This window comes from Pedobacter sp. (assembly GCF_965249885.1).
Taxonomy (GTDB): Bacteria; Bacteroidota; Bacteroidia; order Sphingobacteriales; family Sphingobacteriaceae; genus Pedobacter.
On record NZ_OZ252254.1, the window covers coordinates 1 to 21,974 of the forward strand.

Sequence of the window (21,974 nt, forward strand, 5' to 3'; positions counted from 1 at the left end):
TTACAGGAACCAGCGTTGATCGCCATTGCGGCCGTTGTAGGGATTATTGTAAAAAACTTGCTTCAGTTTTAAGTGAACGTATTCCAATTGAACCTCAATGAATATTGGGGTTACCTTACCGCACCCTACTTATTTTTCGGTATAAAGGCAACGCATGATCTAACGGTCCCATTTTTGGTGTTCTAAAACTGCGGCATCCTTATGTTCAAACCTTAACACGTAACTGTTATAAATGCTGCTCAGGGCAAATCTTTTTTCCAGCAACATCAGCACAATCACGGGGATGAACAAAAAATCTATGTATCCGATGTGGAATAGCACATAGCTGGCCAACATCAGCAATCTTGTATATTCCAGATAGCATATCCACTTACGCTGTTCCAACAAAGCACCGCAATTGATCAAGGTGACCAACGAAAAAGATAAAATGAAAAACTTATCAAATCCAGCAAGCTGTGCAAAAAATGCGGTAATGAACATCAACAGCGCTACAAGGATTCCTATTTGAACATTGAGATACCTCCTAAGTTGGGATCGCAGTTTTCGATTCCGGTGTTTTTTAAAAAGCCGCTCTTCAATTTGTGGTCTAATGTTTTGGTCTAAAAGTGCGGGGCTTCCAAAAACAATCTTCAGTTTAGCTTTCAATCCCTTTACCCTCCTACAAGCTTCCGCAATTTCAAAATAGTAATGGAAATGCTGCCATAGGAAACTGTAGCTACCCAACGGATGGGTTAAACCGTATCTAGGAGGCTCTTCCTCTGCCTGAAAGGTTCCAAAAATTTTATCCCAAAACACAAAAACATCACCATAATTTTTATCCAGGTATTTATCGTCGCTGGCATGGTGTACACCGTGTAATGAAGGCGTAATCAGTACTTTTTCCAACCACGGGATGCTGCCGATCAGTTGTGTATGGGTAAAAAATGAATACACGCCGTGAACGGTAAGAACGATCACCACCATGAACGGATCGAAGCCTAGAAAGGGCAAGAAGCACCAGAAGCAATTTCTGACCAGCGCCTGAATAGTGGTAATCCGTGCCGCGGCACCCAAATTAAACTCCTCGCTCTGGTGATGAACGATATGGGCAGCCCATAGAAAATTGATTTCATGCCCCAACCTATGGTACCAATACCATATCAAATCTGTGGTTAACAGCAATAAAATCCATACCCACCAAGCAGATGGTATCTCAAATATTGCGTAGTTGGCATGTATGTCATTGAAGAGAGAAAAAAAGCTGCCTGCGATAAAAAGGTTCAGCAGACGTTCTGCTATGCCCACGCTCACATTGGATATAAAGCGCTCATACCTAAAATTCTGAGCTTTTCTTCGTCTTAAAGAAACGGCGTATTCTAAATACAGGAACAGGAAAAAGGCTGGTATTGCAAATGCTAAATAATTGATCTGGTCTATATTCATAGTAACGGGCTTATACCAAGGTGATGTCAAACAAGATTGTCTTGATCTCTCAAAGGCTCCCCAATCTGATGGATCTTATATGAGATAACGACGAAAGTCAATAGCGGTCTGGTAATGGATTCGAACCATTGTTTAAGGTTTATGAAACCCTGCCTATCCTCTCGGCCAACCGACCAATAAAAGGAAAGTGCCATCCAGCGACTTTCCCTTTCAACCAAATATAAAATGTATGAATTATAAGTTACCGGTGGGTACACCAATGATTATAACGAAACAAATATAACAAAATAATATTTTGTCTACAAATTTAGTAGACTTTATTTAAGGACTTTTTTATATGAATTTAAGTCGAATTTGATCCTATTATCTCAATTCCTTCCCACTGGCGTAAAACCCTACCGACCGAACAAAAAGTAGGCAATAATGAGTGTTATTACAATATTGAAAAGTTGAGCAATAAGAAAGGCATAAAAAGGTTTCTTGCTATCTTTATCGAATAACTCGGAAAATTTAGTTTCCAGACCAATACTAGTAAAAGCGAGCGCAAACCATAGTCCCTGCAAATTTTTTAGGCTGTCTTTTACTTCACTGATAGCGTCCTTAGATAGAAAAAAACTGAACAGCAACGAGGCACCAACAAAGCCGATAACGAACTTAGGAAAACGCTCCCAAATTACTTTTAAGGTGGGTTTTTCTACTGTTGTTTGGTCGGCAGTTTTTTGCGTATAGGTCCAATAAACGGAGATAGCAAATGCCGCGATACCTAACAATACGTTCTGTGAAAACTTCACTATCGTACTCACTTTAAGTGCTGTTTCGCCAACCAATGAACCCGAGGCAACTACTGCTCCGGTAGTGTCAATGCTTCCTCCCAGCCAAGCTCCGGTAACTTCTTCGCTAAAGTTAAAGTAGTGTGCAATGTAGGGCATAAAGATCATCATCGGAATAGCGGTAATTAACACCATGGAAATGACGTAAGACAGCTTTTTGGGATCACCTTTAATAGCACCCGAAGTAGCAATTGCCGCCGATACGCCACAGATAGAAACAGCACTGGAAATCATCATGGTCAGTTCCTGATCAACCTTTAACTTTTTACACAACCAGAATGCGAAATACCAAACCGACAAGACTACCACTAAAGCCTGTATCAAACCTAGCGAACCCGCCTTTAAGATATCAGAAAAAATCACGGTAGTACCCAAAAGCACCAAACCAATCTTAACAAAAAGTTCTGTTGAAAGGTTCTCGACAAACCATCGCGGCAGCTTAAAAAAGTTACTGATAGCCAGCCCTATTGCCAAGCTGAATATGACGCCTTCTAAATTTAAAGCACGCATGGCAGAACTACCGGCAATGATCAACGCCAAAATGGTTAAAATATAAACAGTTGGTACTACTATAAATATTTTTTGAATCGACTTGCGCATCAACAAAGCGCCCAATATCGCAATTACCAAGACGAGAAAAAATTGATATAAAAACTTCGATAGGTTGCCCAAAGAAAGCACTTTATCAAATAATTCGTTGGTATTCGACCATTTTACCGCAGGTACTGGAATGATTAGTCCTAATAAGGAAAGAATAATAATCGTAAACCCTAGGGCTACCACAGTCCAATCTTCAGTTAATTTAAATTTAGTTTCAGTTGATGTCATTTTATTTTGATTATAATGATAATTTGATGTTAAAAATATCTTTCAGTGCAGTTTTGGCCGCATGATAGCCGCACATCCCATGTACCCCGCCGCCTGGAGGTGTAGAAGATGAACAGATGTAGATAGATGGGCTTGACGTACGATAGGGCATTAAACTGAAAATAGGCCTAGTATATAATTGCTTGAGATCGATAATTCCACCATTGATATCACCTCCAATATAGTTTGGATTGTAAGCTTCCAACTCCCTACTATTCAAGGTCGATTTCGCTAAGATCCTGTCCTTAAAACCTGGAGCAAAGCGTTCTACCTGATTTTCTATGGCACTTGTCATATCATTGGTAGAGCCATTAGGCACATGACAGTAAGCCCAAGCCGTTTGCTTTCCTTCCGGAGCTCTAGACGAATCAAAAACACTTTGCTGTGCAAATAGCACAAATGGCTTATCTGGATGTCCACCTTTTGAGGTTACTTCTTCCGAACCAGCTATTTCCTCGTAAGTATTGCCTAAATGAACGGTTGCTGCGTTACTACAATATTCGTTTTTAAAAGGAACAGGACCATCAAGCGCCCAATCAACTTTAAAAACACCCATCCCGTAGCGATATTTACTGAGCTGTTTCTGATAACCTCCTGCAAGCTGTTTACCTGCAATCTTCAGAATTTGTTTGGGAGTAAGGTCCAAAAGCAAAGCTTTGTGCTTTGGAAGTTCCTCAACATCGCTTACAAAATGACCTGTTTGTATTTGCCCGCCCAGCGATATAAAATAACTGGCTAAAGCATGGGCAATGGCTTGGGATCCTCCTTTGGGGATAGGCCAACCATATCGATGCCCAACGGCAAGGAGCACCAAACCAATAGCCGACGAGGCCCAATTATCAAAAGGTTGTATGGCATGGGCTGACATCCCGGCCCACAAACCTCGTGCGGTTTGCGTTTTAAATTTGTTTGCAGTAATATTTGCGGGCAACAAAGCATTCAAACCAAATTTTGCCAATAGAAGCGGGTGTTTGGGAAATCTGAAAGGCCCCATGGTGTCCTGTGCAAGTGCTTCCCAATTCGCCACAATTGGTTCAATTAAATCGAGGTATTTTTTACCATCTATGCCTAGCGAATTTGCGGTTTCTGTAGTAGAACGTGAAAGGAAAGCTGCACTCCCATCATCAAAAGGATGCGCCGCCTCAATAGGTGCGTAGGTAAATTCCAAGCCATGCTCGGCCAAAGGTAAGGTTGCAAAAAACGGAGATCCCAAGGCCATTGGATGAATCGCAGAACAAACATCATGATGAAATCCAGGAAGCGTAAGTTCCTGTGTGCGCATACCTCCGCCGATGGTGTCTTTACCTTCTATTATAAGTACAGATAAACCTTGCTGTTGCATGGTGATGGCAGCTGCAAGCCCATTGGGTCCCGACCCTACCACTATCGCATCGTATTGATTATGATTGCTCATTTATTCATTTATTCATTTATTAATTCATTTACTCATTCATTTGTTAAGAGTGGATGTTGGTAGCTCGACTTGCTGAGCTCAACATATACCGAATCATTGCGGTCGTCCACGCCACTCAAAATCAAAGTATTGGTATCAGGTCTTTGATAATTGAACAACATTTTTTCTGTGCGATGATTTTTATTCTTGTTCACCAATTTAAGCAGCTTTTTGGCAGTGTCAATTTCATAATAGTAATATACCCGACCTTGAATGCCGGAAAACTCCCAATCAATGCGCAAGTCCCTCGGTATTTTCGTTTTAGGCTGCTGCTTTCCTTCTGCATCTAGAGGTGATACCTGCGTAGATCACCTCTCCAATCGAAATAAAACTCTCCAGTGTACGGCTCATTTACCCGAGGATAGCTTCCCGCAGAAAATGGTGCTATTTGCTGTGGTTTATCAACATACCTGACACCAATAGAAGACCATTTTTCAAAAATGACATCCTGCCACCTGTTGTTATCCAATGGATCATAGGGTAATTCAATACCATTACGTTTGAACTTTTTTACCTCATAAATACCATTTGTATTTTCCAATCCCGGTGTGTTAGGTATTTTGTAGTAATCATTTTGTACCACTGCCCTCACCTCGTAATAGGCAAACAACACTACCAACAAAAAATTGAATGTTACTTTTAAACCAATTCTGGACCAACGTTGCCAAGCTTCATTAAAGCTAGGGTAATAGGGTGTAACTACGGCATCTTTTTCTTTAACAATGACCTGATAAATGGCAGGAATATAATCCCAAAGCAAGAAAAAAGCCAAAAGAGCCATCAATGCACTAGGTACCTGTTCGCCGATATCATAAGCATGATTGGAAATGGCGATATTGCCAAATACGACGAAAGCCAATGCTGCTCCAATAGGAACAGTTCTTCTGAACAACAATAGAAAACCGGCAAAAAACTCAGCAAAGCCTAAATAGACTTCATAAGTTGGCGCTACGCTCAGTACCTCCCAGTACAAACGTTTAGCAAAAAAATTGATCAGATCTGTGTTCCAAATGGCCTCAAACTGCGTAGGCATCTGCATTACAAATATTTTCTTGTAGCCCCAGCCTATGCCAGCGTAGGCCACACGATAACGAGCAAATACCCTCACCCAGTAATATAACTTCTGGTATGGAGAGCTATCACTTCGATCGAGATATCCCCAAACTGTGGCCCCAACAATGGACAACAACAACACGAAAGGCCAGTTGATGTAACTCGCAATGCCAAAAAAACCACTTTCCGAATAAACGTTGATGAACTGCGGATTAAAAAAAGCGGCCATTTCAGTGAGCTGCCTGTAGTTGAGGTGCAGCCAATCAAAGTTAGCGAGCATTACGTAGTACCCGTAGTCTGTGGGTATACTCATTAAGGTAAAGAAAATGAACGCAATACGAAAAGCAAACTTCTGGCTTTTAGTCCAAGGCTTTTGATCAATGCTATTTTCCTGAGGCAATGACACCTTATTTTTTGATTTAAAAACACTCATCTGATTAGGTTTATTAAGGAATCCAGATATTACGTTGCTGGCGATATTTAAACACGAGGTAGTCCTTTTGTCTTCTCTTCAAAACCATCTCTATCGATTGCCCATATTCATTATTGCCCTGTAGCCATAGTTCGTCAGCACGAGGTCTTTGATAGCGAAGTGTCAACACTTGTTCTTTGTATGCCTTATTTTTATTGGTCAAAGTCAATACGTGGTTAACTGTATCCACCTCATAGTAAAAATGCCTGCGTCCTCCACCAGTTCCTGCTGATTCATAAGTCCTATCAATGTCCTTATACTGTTTCCCCCTACCCGCCTCTCCGTGAATCTGGAAAGTATTAAAAACCGAAAATGATAGCGTAGACCACTGCTCAAGGGTCACATCCTGCCAACGTAAAGAGTCCAGCGGCGAGTAGGTTACCTCCTTACCATCTATTTTAAAGCTATCCACCTGGTAAAGTCCTCTGGCATTGGCCAATCCGGGGTTCTGCGGAACCTTATAAGAGTCGTGAAGGTAATTTTGCCAGTGAAGGTAGGCACTGAGTACGAAGAAGAAAAAGAAGATGAAGCTTTTAAAAGCGATCCTAAACCATTTTTCCCACGGCTTATCGAAAGGATAATATACGATGTTCAGCGCAGCATTACTTTCCCTTAAAATCAAATTGCCTATTGCTGGCAGGTAGCGCCACAACACAAAAATGCCACCCAATATATAAAATGAGGCCAATAAATGGATACCGCCATCGTAAGTGTGGTTAGCAAGGGCAATTACGCCTATCATGGCAATACTGAGTGCTGCACCAATAGCCCTCGTTCTTCTGAAGAATAGCGTAAGCATGATGACCAATTCGGCAAAGCCTGCATATCTTTCAAAATTATGTGCAAAACTGAACTGAATCCAATATAATTTTTGTGCCACGAAATCTCCAAAGGGTGTATTCAACTGCGTTAACGCTAAATCTGGCATTTGGGATGGAAATATCTTGGAAAATGTAAGGCCCTGCAATCGTATGATCATCGAGTAGCTGACCAAAACAGCCAAAAAGTAGTAAAGCGTATTAAAGTTCCTATACTTCTTATCAATCAGTGTCCAAATCAGTGCGCCGATAATTCCAATTCCAAACGCTATAGCCCAATTGATATAGCTCCAAGCGCCATATTCACCAGATTCCGGATAGATGATGTACTTATATTCCTTTTTTTCAGGAGCGCCGCCAATATCATTGCCACCAGGTCTTTTCGTCGCCACTTCCACAATTTTAAAGCTTGAACCGCTGAGCGAACCAATGTCCCTGATATGCAGATTTTTCCAATCTGTAGTAAACCAGCGCTGATAGTATTTACCATCCGTTGGTACAATCATTACAATGAAGAACACAAAAAAGGTTCTGAAAACAAATTTTTGAAAACCGGTCCAAGTCTCAGCTATTGAAGCGTTTTCTTTGATGATAGCTCCCATGTACTTATAGTTTTATAGGTTTTCTCCTACCTTCGAAAAGAAGATATTTCTTATTGATCCTGTTCAGTTCAGCGTAGATGGAGTCTTTACGTTCATTGGTTCCCCTCAACACCAATGTGCTATCATTAAGCCATTGGTACTTTAGTTCAAATCGTTCTGTTTGATGATGTTTGTTTTTGTTAACGAGGCTTAGCGTTGCAGACAGCGTATCTGACTTATACGCAAAATACCTTCTTCCACCTACTCCTGCTGATTCGAAATTCCGTTCTACATCCAAATCTGTAAACTGGTCTCCCAGTCCTTCATCAATAACGATAGGCTTAGCGGTCTTAATGCTCAGTGTCGCCCATTTTTCGAATACCACATTTTGCCATCTATTTATATCTGAAGTGGAATAAGGTAGCGCTACGTTATTGAGCTTGAATACCTTCACGTTGTAATAGCCGTAACTTCCTTTTAAACCAGCAGTTTTAGGATATTTGTAAGGGGCAGTAGTATAATTGTGATAAGTGGCATTAGTTAAGGCCAACACAAAAACTACTACAATTGACCCTACAATAATCTTTAATAATTTTTCCTTTTTACCAAAAATTGGATGATAAGTGTTAGCTACGGTATACTTTTGGGCGATTAACAGTTGGTATAATCGGGGAGCATCATAGATGAACAACACCGCCGCAAAAAATGTAAGTTGAACACTAAAGGCGGTGTACCCCATTTGGTAGGCGATGTTGGAAGCAAAAACGTTACCGTAATAGCCCGCCAGTATACCTGCGCCAAAGGTGACTGTTCTTCGATAAAGTAACAACAGCCCAGCTATCAGCTCAACCGAACCTAAAAACACTTCAAACGGAGGCGCAATGGCCGTGGTATGAAAGTAAATTTTCCATGGCAAGAAATCGCCATAGTTGGTGTGTAGATTACTTAAACTCGGATAAGGCATTTGCAGGGGAAATACCTTGATCAATCCGAAGGCTATGGCCGCCAGCGCTAAACGATAGCGTAAAATTACCCTTAGCCAATAATAAAGCTTATCGAAATCCTGAAATCGGTTACCACAAATTCTTTCGCCCAAAAAACTCCCCACTACTGCTACGACGGCAAAAAGCAACCAGGTCAGATAGCTATCAAGTCCATAAAACTGTGGCGTATAGCTGGCAATTTTGAACAATGCGTAAAATCCCCTTTCTCCTACACTGTTCGATAATAGATCGGTGTAAAACGTATAGTCCAAAGGAATGGCCTGCAAAACGATGTAAATAAAAAGGAAGCGCAGTATAAACTTATTCGTACTGTTCCATGAAACAGGTGCTTGATTAAAAAAACTCATCAGCTTAAATTTTAGCAATTAATAATCAGGGTTTTGTTCCAAGTTTTTATCAAGCTGAATTTGTGTCACTGGAATGGGAAACACATATTCATGACTGGCCACTTTGGTATTTGGATCCAAGGCTTCCAATACTACCTTGGCCCTGCCTGTCCTCGCCAAATCGAACCAACGGTGTGGCTCAAAAGCAAACTCAAACCTTCTTTCCTCTTCTATTGCAAGTAAAATATTGGCTTTGCCCACAGCTGTGGAGGCCAACAAACCAGCCCTATCCCTCACTTTATTGAGATCGAACAAAGCGCCTGTGGTAGCCGATAGGTTATCTTGCTGTGCTCTAGCTTCTGCCCTAATGAGATACATCTCCGAAATCCGGAAAATATAGGCTGGATCCGTAGCGTCACGCCTGTAGTATAAATTACCGAACCAGTTGGTAATGCCGCTCTGGGTAACACTTCCGATCAATGCCTTTCTTCCGCCGCCAATGTTAGGATCATTTAGCAACTGTACAAACCTGTCATTTGGTGCATAACGATATTGACCACCATTGGTGGAGTGCGCCATTTGGATGCGAGTTGAATTTGGATTGTTTACACTGAACTGAAGTTCGAAAATAGATTCTTGGCTGGCTTTCACGTTGTCGGCAAACCAAGCACTAAACGGCTTTATCAATGTATAATCTGCTGATTTATCAATAAGCTTCGTCGCATAGCTCTCGGCCAATGCCCATTCTTTTTGGTATAAATGTAGCCTGGCCCTTAGTGCCCAAACCGTTCGTTTGGTAGCCCTAATTCTGTTTACCGCATCTGGTAACAAAGGTTCTGCATCTTCCAAATCTTTTAAAACTTGTGCATAGGTTTGTGCAAGTGTGCTCCGCTTAACCTGTGGCGTACTTTGCAAGGAAGTGGTAGGCTCCAAAATAAGTTGTACGCCGCCCCAAGCTCGTGCCAAATCAAAATAAGCAAGTGCCCTTAAAAATTTGGCTTCGCCTATGTATTGGTTCCGAAGCGCAGTGGTAAGTAGTGGATCACTAACGGTAGGCACTTTTGCAATAACGTGGTTGGCACGGTTGATAGCCCCGTATATAGCAACCCAAGTGGTATTGAAGAGTACATCATCTGAGCGGAAATTGACATTAACAAAGTTCGCTGAGCCACCCGTTGTAAGGTTTTTAATATCTCCACTTGGGAAATAGCCAAATGTAACGTAGTTTTCACCATAGTAACCGATATTTCCAAACTGGCGATAAACAGCCCTAAGCGCAGTCTCTGCCGATACTTTGTCTACAATAGTAGTTTCGTCGGAAACCGCATTAACAGGTTCCGTGGTCAAAAATTTCTCGCAACCGCTCAAAACCATTAAGCTGGCCGAAAAAAGTATATATCTTAATATTTTCATCTTTATTTAATTTAAGAAAGAGCTAAAGGGAAACATTTAGGCCAAACTGGATACTTCGTGGTTGTGGTGGCGTGTCGTAGTCGTACCCCTGGATATTTTGTGTACCCAAATTCGATTCGGGATCTGCGCCAGTATATTTGGTAAATAGCAAAAGGTTATTGCCCGTTACGTACAACCTAACTTTATTGATTTTGGCACGTTGTGTTAGCGATTTTGGAAGTGTATAGCCGAAGGTAAGCGTACGCAGGCGTAGATAGGAAGCATCCTCAAAAAAGCGACTATTTTCTTGTCGTGAATAGTTGGCGGCTGTAAGCCTAGGTGTTTCGGTAATTTGGCCTGTAGTAGTCCATCTATTCAATTGACTGGCTAACAGCACCCTACCAGCATCAAGCGTACCACCGGTTTCGCCCAGCATACGGTTATGGTTCCAGATGTAGTTGCCGTATGAAAAAACAAAAAATGCCGACAGGTCAAAATTCTTGTAGGTAAAGCTATTGGTAAGCCCGCCAAAAAATTTAGGCCAGGTACTTCCCACAATCTGCCTATCTTCCGCAGTAATCTTACCATCACCATTATAGTCCTCAAAAACAGCATCACCTGTATTGGGATCTACGCCTAATTGTTTATACAGCCAATAAGCATATAACGAATTGCCCTGTTGCAATCTGATCAGATCTCTTCCTGCAAATGGAATATCGGCTGGAATTTTTTCAATCGTATTTTTATTTCCCGCTACATTAAAATCGGTTTTCCAGGTAAAAGATTGATTGCGAATATTGGTTGAATTAATAGATACCTCGTAACCATTATTGCTAATCTCACCGTAATTGGTAAGATAGGAAGTAAAGCCAGTGATGCCAGGAGTTGCTACCTGTAAAAGTGCATCGCTAGTATACTTGCGGTAATAATTAAGTTCGATACCCAAACGGTCATTGAAAAGGCCAATATCTAACCCTGAACTAAACTGTGCAGTACTTTCCCATTTTAGGTCGGGATTGGCAATCTGCAATGGACCAGTACCCGGCAATTCTGAGCCACCGGCTACATCGGCATAACCGAAGCCCCCAGTCCATAAGCCCCTTGAAGCAAAGTCGCTTACCCCGCCTTGATTACCCGTAATACCATAGCTCAACCTAAGTTTTAAATTTGATATTTGGGGAATTCTCTTGATGAAATCCTCTTCGCTCAGGCGCCACGCTCCACCAACAGCAGGAAAATATCCCCATCGGTTGTTAGCTCCAAATTTAGAAGAACCATCGGCACGAATGATAAACTCGGCATAATATTTAGAGTTAAAATTGTAGTCTACCCTTGAAAAAAAGGAAGCCAACGTACTGTTATTTTTATACTGCGATGCCGTTTGTGTTGCAGCTGAAGAAATCTGGGTGTAAGAATTGTTGGGAAAATTGGTGCCTGTAGCTGAAACATTCTTAGTTTCTATGCCCTGCAAAGTGTTTCCAACCAATACGCCGAAACTGTGCTTGCCTATTTTATCGTTATAATTTAGCGTTTGTTCGTTGATAGCGGTAGAAGATTGGGTGATGCTTTGTGTACCACGACCACCATTATTACCGAGTATAGTCCTGGTATCCCAGTACTCATTTTCTTCATAATTGTTGTAATCCACGCCGAATGTAGTCCTGAAATTCAACTTGGAAGTTATTTTATAGTCCAGGTTAACATTACCTACATAATGATAACTATTTGACCATAGGTTTTGCGTGCTAGTAAGTACTGCGATATTATCAAAGTTCACCCATTTTAAAGGAGTGCCCGCTGCATCAAAAATTGGGAGATAGGTTGGAATATTTAATGAAGCCTGCAATAGCGTACCGTTTGCTCCGTTGGCAGGTCTAGCTTGGTCTCGATGAGTTTTACTGATACTATTGCTGGTACTGATGCTGATCTTATCAGAAATTTTGTGGTCTAAATTGATTTTTATGGCACCACGCTCTAGCCCCATAGGACGCCAAATGGCTTCCTGTCCTGTATATCCACCCCCAAAATAAAACTTCGTCTTTTCACTACCACCCTGAAGTGAAACATCATAGTTGCGAAGCCTAGCATTACGAAATAAATAGCTCAAACGATCATACGTGGGCTGTTCAGAAGGCAAGCCTCTACCTGCTACCCCACTAATGACGATACTCTTATCTCTGAAGGGCTCAGCGGTACCCATATTCCTGTTGTACTCATTAACCAGAATGGCATGCTCTTCTCCCGTGGTTGCTTTCCAGATCCTATCGCTGGGAGCCCAAGCCACTCCCTCGGATGCGTTAAAATCAATTTTGGTCTTTTGCCCGTAGTTACCACGCTTGGTGGTAACCAAAACAACACCATTGGCTCCCCTAGAACCATAGATAGCTACCGCCGAAGCATCTTTCAAAATTTCTATACTCTCAATATCAGCGGGATTGATATCAGCCAATGGCGAAATCCCCCTATCCTGAGCAATGTTCTGCAGACTTGAACTGTTAACAAAAACACCATCGATAATATACAAAGGATCATTGGAGGCATTGATTGAAGTAGCACCCCTAACCCTGATAAAAACATCTGCCCCAGGCACACCAGAATTGGCGTTGATTTGAACGCCAGCAGCTTTACCTTGCAGTTGCACATCAAAGCTTGCTGTGGGAATAGTTTTGGTATCAGTAGGATCTATCTTTGATACGGAACCGATCAAATTTTTCCGACTCTGGGTACCATATCCTACAACCACCAAATCATTTAATTGATTAACGGCCTCTTTGAGTGCTACAGTAATGGGGCTACCATTAACTACAACGGTTTGCTTTTCGTAGCCGATGTAAGAAATTTCCAAAGTGTAAGGGAATTTCTGGCCAGTAACGAAATCAAAATTGCCATTGCTATCGGTTTGTACCGTGTGGGTAGTTCCAGTAATATGAATACTGGCACCGGGGATACCTATTTTGGTCGCTGCATCTACTACCTTACCAGTTAAGGTCGAATTGATCAGTGGCTTGGTTTGTGCCTGTATGCGAGCGGAAAAAGTTAGTGTGATGAGAAATGCATAAATTAATGCACCCCTACGCTTTCCAGAAGCAAAAACATTGATAAAATGTTTTGCTCTTTCAAAATTTTGCATAATTTTAAAGAGGTTTTAGTTACGAAACGATTGATTAAAACTGGAAGCTGACAGGTGATTGGCGTTGCATGTCAGCGGATCGGAAAGACAGACTTAGGTCTGTCTTTTTGTTTTCAACAGCAACAACACATTCGGCAAGTGCTTGCTAATTTCTTAATTTTTGAGAAAGCGTTACCTGATTGTAAAAATGTATCCATGTTGTTATATTTAATTTATTGACAGCAAAAGTATAAACAAAAAAACTAAATAACAATTAAATCTATAGATTTAGTAGATATTTATAATAATAGCGATTATTTGATAAGAGGATAGAGATATTAAGAATTCTAATTGATGGAATATTCTGACTTTTTAGATTAAAATAACAGAATTGTATTTTATAACTTGATATAAAATTATTTAAGGAAGCGATTTTCATTTTCTAAGCCTTTACTACAAGAGATTTAGTACAATGATCTGCAGCTTATAGTCCACCTTCTCAATTCTAGTATCTTATAAATATTCAGTGACCGGCAAAAGGGTTTTCAGCATACTAAAATATCTCTCAGAGCCACCCACTGTTCTGAAAGTTTCGATATTTACAGTAACTTCACCCAAGAGGCTTTCTTCATTTACAAATGAACGAAGAAAGCCTATAGCGAAAAGATGAATTGCGAACTCTTTTGTTTCCTTAACTGAGCCAACCACTTCAACACAAAAAAACCTTTAAAAGAGAAGGATATTTGCTAACATAATGATGCCCTTGTGACTCTTTTCTGCCGCATCATAAATAGCTTGAAAATTGCTTGGATAACTAAATATTGAACCTTTGCGTGAATTGTGTCCATTTTTAGCACTTATCAATGCAATTCGATCAAGTCAAATATAGAAATCTTTATCGTCAAGATACAACATAACTTTGCTATCTATAAAGAGCGATTGTGGCATTAAATCTTGGACAATTCAATTTAAATCGCATCGGAAAAAATAGCTTTAGAAAGATGAATTCTGAGGAGATAAAGCATCTAAGGCATTAGGATTTGAGCATAGGGTCAGGAGGATTATTTTTTTGAACATTTGGATGGCTTTTATTGGAAATTGAACCTATAATTGAAGGTGTATATAGAGAAAAATTATATAGTTTTAGATTGGTGCTCCTCTAAACTTTTATGCCTTTATTATGGATGAGATTATTGCTAGATCATTTTACAAAATTAAAGCGCACTTAACATACGTTATAAAAAATATGTGTATTATTGAAGCCTAAAGCCTTTAGAATGAGCTGAGTCAATTTATGCAGACCAAACCCCTCCACGACGTTCATGAATTATTGGCCAAGATTGCCAAAGGGGATCAATACGCCTTCAAAATCGTTTACGAGCAGTATAGAAGGGTTGTCTATTCTTCTGCATTAGCGCTTTTGCGAAACGAACATCAGGCGGAGGAAGTATTGCAAGAAGTTTTTCTAAAGCTTTGGCTGATGGGCAATGATTTGAATAAAATACGTCATTTGGAAAGCTATTTGAATACCCTTGCCCGTAACCGCTGCCTAAATATGATACGTCGTATTGCATTAGAATTGCGAACAGATAAACAGATAGCCTTGGAATGGGCAGAAGAACATAATGAAACCGAGGAGCGGATCATGCTCGATGATTACCACCACATCTTAAACCAGGGCATAGCTCAGTTATCCGTGAAGCAAAAGGAAGTTTATCAGTTGTGTTACCAAAAAGGGTTAAAGTACAGTCAGGCAGCAGAGCAGTTGGGCATTTCTCCGCTAACCGTAAAAACCCATATGCAATTAGCGCTCCGTTATCTACGCAACTATGTACTTAAACATTCAGATCTGACCATTGTATTCATCTTTTTTAATTTTCTTTAATTTTCCCCTACTCCGAAATTAGGAGCTGCGTGTCTTTATCATGTAAGGTAAAATCAACTAGATTGACCAACATCAAACAAGCCTTAACATGTAATAGATATGGAGAAAGAAAGGATCAATTATTTATATCAAAAATACCTAGATCAATCATTGACCGATGGCGAATTGCAGGAATTCAAGTCTATCCTAAAAGATAGAAACCTCAATGAAAAGCTAAAGGATGTACTTGATGAAAAACTGATCAGCGCAGATATTACATTACTCTCAGATATCTCACCGGAGAGATCAGCAACGATTTTTAGCGCCATTACCAATGTAGGCCAATCGCATCTGAAGCGAAAAAAATCTAGGATGCGATGGATTGCCGCTGCCTCCATCCTACTGGTCGTATCGCTTGGACTCTATTTCAGCAATTTCAGATCTAATGAAGAGTTAGTTAACCCGATAGGTGCTGCCGATCAAATCCACCCAGGAAAAAATGGAGCTACGTTAACATTAGCAGATGGAAAGAAAATCCATATCAACAACCTATCAGCCGGAAACATTGCCAATGAAACGGGCGTGAAGATCTTAAAAACCGAAGACGGCCAGCTCATCTATGAGATTACGAGCACGACGAATGAAAATATTGGATATAACTTATTGTCGACTTCTCGTGGCGAACAAACGCAGGTACGTTTACCCGATGGAACCCGTGTTTTCTTAAATGCTGAATCTTCCCTCAGATACCCTACAAACTTTGCAAATCAAGCTAAAAGAAGCGTTTTTCTGGAAGGTGAGGGATATTTTGAAGTAGCGAAGGACAAAGTTCATCCCTTTATCGTAAGCACAGATGATCAAGACGTAGAAGTTTTAGGTACCCATTTCAACATCAATGCCTATCGTGATAACCAAACCATAAGGACAACACTTTTGGAAGGCGCTGTGAGTGTCAGGCCTAAAAATGGAAATGCTATCGTGATCAAACCTAACCAACAAGCAGCCCTTTCGGGTAACAAAATCAACATTTCAGAAGTTGAAGCGGAAGATTTTGTTGCATGGAAAAATGGATATTTTAAATTCACTGAGAACTTGGAAAGCATCATGAACAAAGTTGCCCGTTGGTACAATGTCGAAATCATCTACGAAACCAAGCCGTCACCAGCAGTACTTTTTGGTGGTGAAATATCAAGGTCGAAAAATTTATCAACGGTGTTGAAAATTATAGAGTTAACCGGCAATGTTCATTTTAGAGTTGAAGGAAGGAGAGTTATTGTTATGAAATAAGCCTGAACAAAAAGGTGAAAAGATAAAAAGCCAAAGGTGTTGGAGCACCCTTGGCCAATTGTTGGGCTCACCTCAAACCGATTAAACGGATTAAATATAAGTTGTGACACTAACATTTAAGACTTAAACCCAAACAAGCCAAATATATGAAATATTACCTACTACTAATAGGTAGACGTGACAAAACTGCCATAAATAAACCTCTGCTCGTTATGAAACTGACCCTGATTTTCTTGACAACAGCAATACTTCAGGTAAGTGCGAACAGCTTTGCCCAGACGATCACCCTCAATAAAACAAATTCATCAATTGATAAACTCATCAAAGAAGTTCGTCAACAAAGCGGTTATGACTTTTTTTATAACCTCGACCTGATCAAGCAGGCGAAACCTGTTAGCATAAATGTAAAAAATGTCTCACTTAAAGAAGCACTGGATAAGATTTTCGAAAACCAACCGCTCACTTATCTGATTACCGTTTCCGAAAAGGCTGTTGTAGTGAAGGAAAAACTTTTAGACGCTAAAACTTCAGCACTAGCTGACGTCAAGGGCAGGGTCACCGATGAAAGTGGAAAGCCACTTCCAGGTGCAACCGTAAAAGTTAAAGGAAGCAATATCCAGACCTCTACCAATGAAAATGGTGAATTTAGTCTAAAAAATCTGGAAAGCAATGCAATTCTGGTTGTGCTATACCTTGGTTTTATAGATCAAGAAATAGCCATAGAGGGCAAAAAGGAAATCGTTATTACGCTAAAAGCTGATATCAAAGCCCTGACCCAAGTGGTGGTTGTAGGTTATGGCACTACAAAAAAAGCAAATTTAACGGGCGCAGTAGATCAGGTTGGCAGTGAATATTTTCAAGATCGACCGGTGCCAAATACAACCAGAGCTTTGCAAGGGGTAATTCCAGGGTTAAATATTACGATGACGGATGGTAAACCTATTCGTAGTTCTACGTATAACATTCGTGGAGTAACATCAATTGGCGCAGGTGGTGAAGCCGGAGCACTGGTACTGATTGATGGAGTTCCATCAAACCCTAACGACCTGAACCCTAACGATATTGCTACGGTAACGGTGCTTAAAGATGCTGCTTCTGCTGCCATTTATGGTGCTAGAGGCGCCTTTGGAGTGGTCTTGATAACAACTAAAACGCCGCAAAAAGGAAAAATACAGCTTAATTATAGTTCGAATTTTTCGCTTAATCAACACACCACCCGCCCTGATTTCGTAAATGATGGATATACATGGGCAAAGGTGTTTGACGAAGCTTATGCCGGTTGGTTCGATTATACCGAACGTCCAGCCAATATCAATGGAGTCTATCCATTTTCCCAATCTTATCTTGCAGAATTGAAAAGAAGGTCTGAAGATCCTTCCCTACCTAAAGTTGAACTTGATGCCTCTGGTAATTACGTTTATTATGAAAGTACAGATTGGCTCAAAGAACTATATCAAGATTCTAATCGATCGATGGAACACGCACTCAATGTTTCTGGCGGAAGTGAAAAAATCAATTTTACACTTTCTGGACGTGCCTATTCTCAGGATGGCATTTACCGTTATAGTCCTGACGAGTACAACCGATATAACATCAGGTTTAAAGGAGACGTAAAGGTGAATGATTGGTTTTCCATTAACAGCATTTCCGACTTTTCTAGCTATCGATATAAATATCCACTTACTTCTTATGGCGGTAAAAATGCAGTTCTGCGTCTCCTAGCTGTAAACGGTTTCCCTATTGCACCTGTATTTAATCCCGACGGCACATTAACAAGGGCTGGTGCAAATACTGTCGGTGATTTTTATTATGGTAAAAGTTATTCATTGGCACGAAATACCTTTTTAAGAAATACTGTTGGCTTTACGGCATCAATCCTCAAAGATAAGCTGAGTTTGAAGGGGGATTTTTCGTACCTTTTTTCAAGTGACGTTGACAACTATAAATATATTCCTGTTCCATTCAGTAATGCTCCTGGCGTAATTACCCGTGCCGGAATTAATGATATGACCAATAATACCAATACAAGGAACTATTATGTGGGAAATATCTATGCAACCTTCCAAGAACGTTTCAAAGATCACAATCTCAAGGTACTTGCCGGTTATAACCTTGAATATAGCAAGACAGCCAGCGTTAATATTTCCAGAGATGGGCTTCTGCTGGAGGACTTATTAGACTTCAACTTGGCTTCAGGATCTAACTACAGATTGACTGGTGGAGGAAACATCTGGGCCTTTTCAGGTGTATTTTCAAGGATCAATTATGACTACAAAGGAAGATATTTGGTAGAAGTGAACGGCCGTTATGATGGGTCCTCGAAATTTCCAACCAACGAACAGTTTGGATTCTTCCCTTCTGTTTCTGCAGGCTGGAGAGTGTCTGAAGAAAACTTCATGAAAAACACGAAAAATTGGTTAGACAATTTCAAGTTGAGAGCTTCCTACGGATCATTGGGAAATGGAAATATAGACCCTTATACTTTCTTACAAACCATAGCTGCCACGCGTTCGCCAGTGATCATCAATGGTGGCTTTCCTAGCTACATCAGGCAACCTGGAGTAATACCCGATAACCTCACTTGGGAAACCGCAACCACATTTGATGTAGGACTGGATGCAGATTTTCTAAAGCAGCGCCTATCATTGGTTTTCGATTGGTATGATAGAAAGACTACAGGAATGATTATGGCTTCCAGACCTTTGCCTGGCGTATTTGGTGCAACTGTACCAAAATCTAATAGTGCCGACCTATCAACTAAAGGTTGGGAATTATCGCTGGCGTGGCGTGATCAGATCAATTTTGCAAAACCTTTAAAATATGGAGTCCGTGTCACGCTTTCAGATAACGTATCGCATATCACTAAATTCTATAATCCAACGGGGACACTAAGTTCCAATTTCGTAGGCCAGCGATTAGGGGACATTTGGGGCTTTACAACCGAAGGCCTATTTCAAACCATGGAGGAGATTGCCAAACATGCAGACCAATCCTATATCAGAACCTCCCTGGCCAATAAACTGTTGCCGGGAGATCTTAAATTTAAGGACCTGAATGGAGATGGAGTGGTGAACAGGGGTCAGAATACTTTAGCCGACCATGGTGATGTTTCCGTGATTGGAAATTCATCTCCGAGATATGCCTATGGCGTCACAGCAGATTTCAGTTGGAATAATTTTTCATTTTCAGCTTTCTTCCAGGGAATAGGCAAAAGAGACTGGTGGCCCTCTGTGGAGGCTGCATATTTTTGGGGACCTTATAATCGCCCGTACACCTTTTTACCAACTGCGATTAACGACAATTATTGGACACCAGAACGTCCCGATGCCTACTACCCTCGCCTGAGAACTTATACATCTATAGGCTCTACCCCTCAACTGGCAGTACAACAAACACGCTATTTGCAAGATGCCAGCTACATTCGCCTAAAGGATGTAACCATTGGCTATACTTTTCCATCAGATTGGAGCAAGAAACTAAAGATATCCAGTGCAAGGCTGTATGTAACCGGGCAAAACCTGTGGACATGGTCGCCGATGTATAAAATCACAAGAGATTTTGATCCAGAAGTTATTCAGGGATCAGATCCCGAAGTCAATGGCGGACAAGGTGATGGGTTTTCGTACCCGATGCTAAAAACCTATACGGTAGGTCTCAACTTAACATTTTAACCGAATACAAATGAAAAAGATATTTTTATACGCTATGGCAGTCATTTTTACATTGGCTTCCTGTAAGAAGATGCTAGATCAAGGCCCGTTGGATAAATTAACCCCACAACAGGCATTTTCGGCAGAATCAAATTTAGAACTCTACACCAATTCGTTCATTAGGTTTATGGTGCCGGAGGGCGGTGCGATATTCAAAGGCGATGCTCTAGCCGACATTACCGTTCCAAATGGCGTTGACCAATACCTTACGCCACAGTATACGGCGCAGCAAGCCGGCGGCTGGGGGCTTACCGCCTGGGAGCAATTGCGGAATGTAAACTACTTTATCGTCAACAATAACAATCCCGCAATAGCTGTTTCGGTTAGAAATCATTACACAGGTATTGCACGGTTCTTTAGGGCCTGGTTTTACTATGACAAAGTGAAAACCTTTGGTGATGTACCTTGGTATAACAAACCTTTAGACCCAAACGATCCTGATCTATTCAAAGGACGCGATCCAAGAACTTTAGTGATGGACTCGGTGCTTGCCGATCTGAACTTTGCTGTAACCAATATCAATGATACCAAGGATAATTCGAGTTCACGTATCACCAGGTCTGTAGCACTTGCGCTGAAATCGAGAATTTGCCTTTTTGAAGGTACTTTCAGAAAATATCATACCCAATTGAATTTAAGCAGCACAGCGAATTTGTGGTTAACAGAGGCGGCAAATGCAGCCAAAACTTTGATAGATGGCGGTAAATATACCCTTTACACCGCCGGGGCTACCCCTTATCGTGCGCTGTTTACCAGCGAAGCCCCAATTAGTACCGAAGTCATTCTTGCCCAAGTATATAACAATAACTTGAGCCGTTGGCACGATGCCAATTATTGGTTCACTAGTCCTACCTATGGTTTAAGGTTGAGTTTGGATAAAAAGTTTGTAGACACTTACTTGAATATTGATGGTACAGCATTTACCTCTTTGCCGGGATATACCACTATCCAATTTCAGAATGAAGTTAAGAACAGGGATGGTCGATTATTTCAGACCATTAGAACGGCTCCTTATAAACGAAGTGACGGTTCCGCCGCACCGCCCGATTTTACCTATACGACTACCGGATACCATATTAATAAATTTACATTGGACGATAAAACATTAGACAATCGAAGTCCGGTTGCCAACTTCAATTCGATCCCAATTATCCGATATGCCGAAATTTTGCTGAATTATGCAGAGGCCAGGGCGGAATTAGGCCAGCTTAGCGCAACAGATTGGACGAATACGATCGGTGCATTAAGGAACCGTGCCGGAATCACAAATGTAAACATACCCGCTTTAGTAGACCCCTACCTTAAGGCAAATTTCTATACAGACGTTAATGACCCAGCATTGATGGAAATCCGCCGTGAAAGAGGGGTCGAACTTGCCATAGAAGGCTTTAGATACGACGACCTCTTGCGATGGAAAGCTGGGAAGCTATTGGAAAAGCCTTATACTGGAATATATGTTCCTTCAAAAGGACAGGTGCTAGACCTCAATGAAGATGGCCAGGGCGATGTCGCATTCGTTGACGTGGTACCAGCTGTAAAAGTGCCTGGCGTAGTCTATGTAGTCACCAACGGTACGTCCATTAAACTATCGAACGGTAATCAAGGAAACCTGATCTGGATGCAAAATGTGACAAAGGAGTTTCCTTTGAAGAAATATTTCCGACCGATACCGATTTCCGAAATTGTTTTAAATCCCAACTTGGCACAAACTGGCGGTTGGTAATTGCGTCTGGGGCAAATCTAAAAAGTACATCTATTATTAATTAAAGTAAACTCTTTAGTAAAA

12 protein-coding genes and 1 tRNA gene are annotated in these 21,974 nt (G+C 40.9%); 4 read left to right on the forward strand and 9 right to left on the reverse strand.

Annotation, left to right across the window (positions count from 1 at the left end; genetic code table 11):
• Positions 1–159: 159 nt before the first annotated feature.
• The 9 genes from ACY2A0_RS00005 to ACY2A0_RS00045 form a co-directional block, all read right to left on the reverse strand.
• Complete coding sequence (locus tag ACY2A0_RS00005; protein WP_461787614.1) at positions 160–1,422, reverse strand: sterol desaturase family protein; 1,263 nt, start codon at positions 1,420–1,422, stop codon at positions 160–162.
• A 104-nt stretch (positions 1,423–1,526) separates the two neighbouring features.
• A tRNA-Met gene (locus tag ACY2A0_RS00010) sits at positions 1,527–1,597 on the reverse strand.
• Positions 1,598–1,817: 220 nt separating this feature from the next.
• Positions 1,818–3,080, reverse strand: coding sequence for a YeiH family protein (locus ACY2A0_RS00015; protein WP_461787615.1), 1,263 nt, complete (start codon positions 3,078–3,080; stop codon positions 1,818–1,820).
• Between the two features lie 10 nt (positions 3,081–3,090).
• Entirely contained in the window at positions 3,091–4,533 is a 1,443-nt protein-coding gene (locus ACY2A0_RS00020) for a phytoene desaturase family protein (RefSeq protein ID WP_461787616.1), read from the reverse strand.
• A gap of 325 nt (positions 4,534–4,858) precedes the next feature.
• Positions 4,859–6,058 carry a hypothetical protein gene (locus ACY2A0_RS00025; protein WP_461787617.1) on the reverse strand — a complete coding sequence of 400 codons (1,200 nt, stop codon included), beginning with the start codon at positions 6,056–6,058 and terminating at the stop codon, positions 4,859–4,861.
• A gap of 13 nt (positions 6,059–6,071) precedes the next feature.
• Entirely contained in the window at positions 6,072–7,517 is a 1,446-nt protein-coding gene (locus ACY2A0_RS00030) for a hypothetical protein (protein ID WP_461787618.1), read from the reverse strand.
• A 4-nt stretch (positions 7,518–7,521) separates the two neighbouring features.
• The gene (locus tag ACY2A0_RS00035) at positions 7,522–8,847 is read right to left on the reverse strand and encodes a DoxX family protein (RefSeq protein WP_461787619.1); all 1,326 of its coding nucleotides are present in this window, start codon (positions 8,845–8,847) and stop codon (positions 7,522–7,524) included.
• A gap of 18 nt (positions 8,848–8,865) precedes the next feature.
• A complete protein-coding gene (locus ACY2A0_RS00040) occupies positions 8,866–10,239 on the reverse strand; it encodes a RagB/SusD family nutrient uptake outer membrane protein (protein WP_461787620.1) in 1,374 nt (457 codons plus the stop codon).
• Between the two features lie 22 nt (positions 10,240–10,261).
• Complete coding sequence (locus ACY2A0_RS00045; protein ID WP_461787621.1) at positions 10,262–13,348, reverse strand: SusC/RagA family TonB-linked outer membrane protein; 3,087 nt, start codon at positions 13,346–13,348, stop codon at positions 10,262–10,264.
• 1,273 nt (positions 13,349–14,621) lie between these two features.
• On the opposite strand from ACY2A0_RS00045, the gene ACY2A0_RS00050 reads away from it, so the two are divergent.
• The 4 genes from ACY2A0_RS00050 to ACY2A0_RS00065 all read left to right on the forward strand — a co-directional run bounded on the left by ACY2A0_RS00050 (position 14,622) and on the right by ACY2A0_RS00065 (position 21,911).
• Complete coding sequence (locus ACY2A0_RS00050; RefSeq protein WP_461787622.1) at positions 14,622–15,212, forward strand: RNA polymerase sigma factor; 591 nt, start codon at positions 14,622–14,624, stop codon at positions 15,210–15,212.
• A 99-nt stretch (positions 15,213–15,311) separates the two neighbouring features.
• Entirely contained in the window at positions 15,312–16,478 is a 1,167-nt protein-coding gene (locus tag ACY2A0_RS00055; RefSeq protein WP_461787623.1) for a FecR family protein, read from the forward strand.
• Between the two features lie 212 nt (positions 16,479–16,690).
• Positions 16,691–20,149, forward strand: a complete 3,459-nt coding sequence (locus ACY2A0_RS00060; RefSeq protein WP_461787624.1) for a TonB-dependent receptor — start codon at positions 16,691–16,693, stop codon at positions 20,147–20,149.
• A 10-nt stretch (positions 20,150–20,159) separates the two neighbouring features.
• Positions 20,160–21,911 (forward strand): RagB/SusD family nutrient uptake outer membrane protein, encoded by a 1,752-nt coding sequence (locus ACY2A0_RS00065; protein WP_461787625.1) that lies wholly within the window; start codon positions 20,160–20,162, stop codon positions 21,909–21,911.
• The last annotated feature ends 63 nt before the right edge of the window (positions 21,912–21,974 follow it).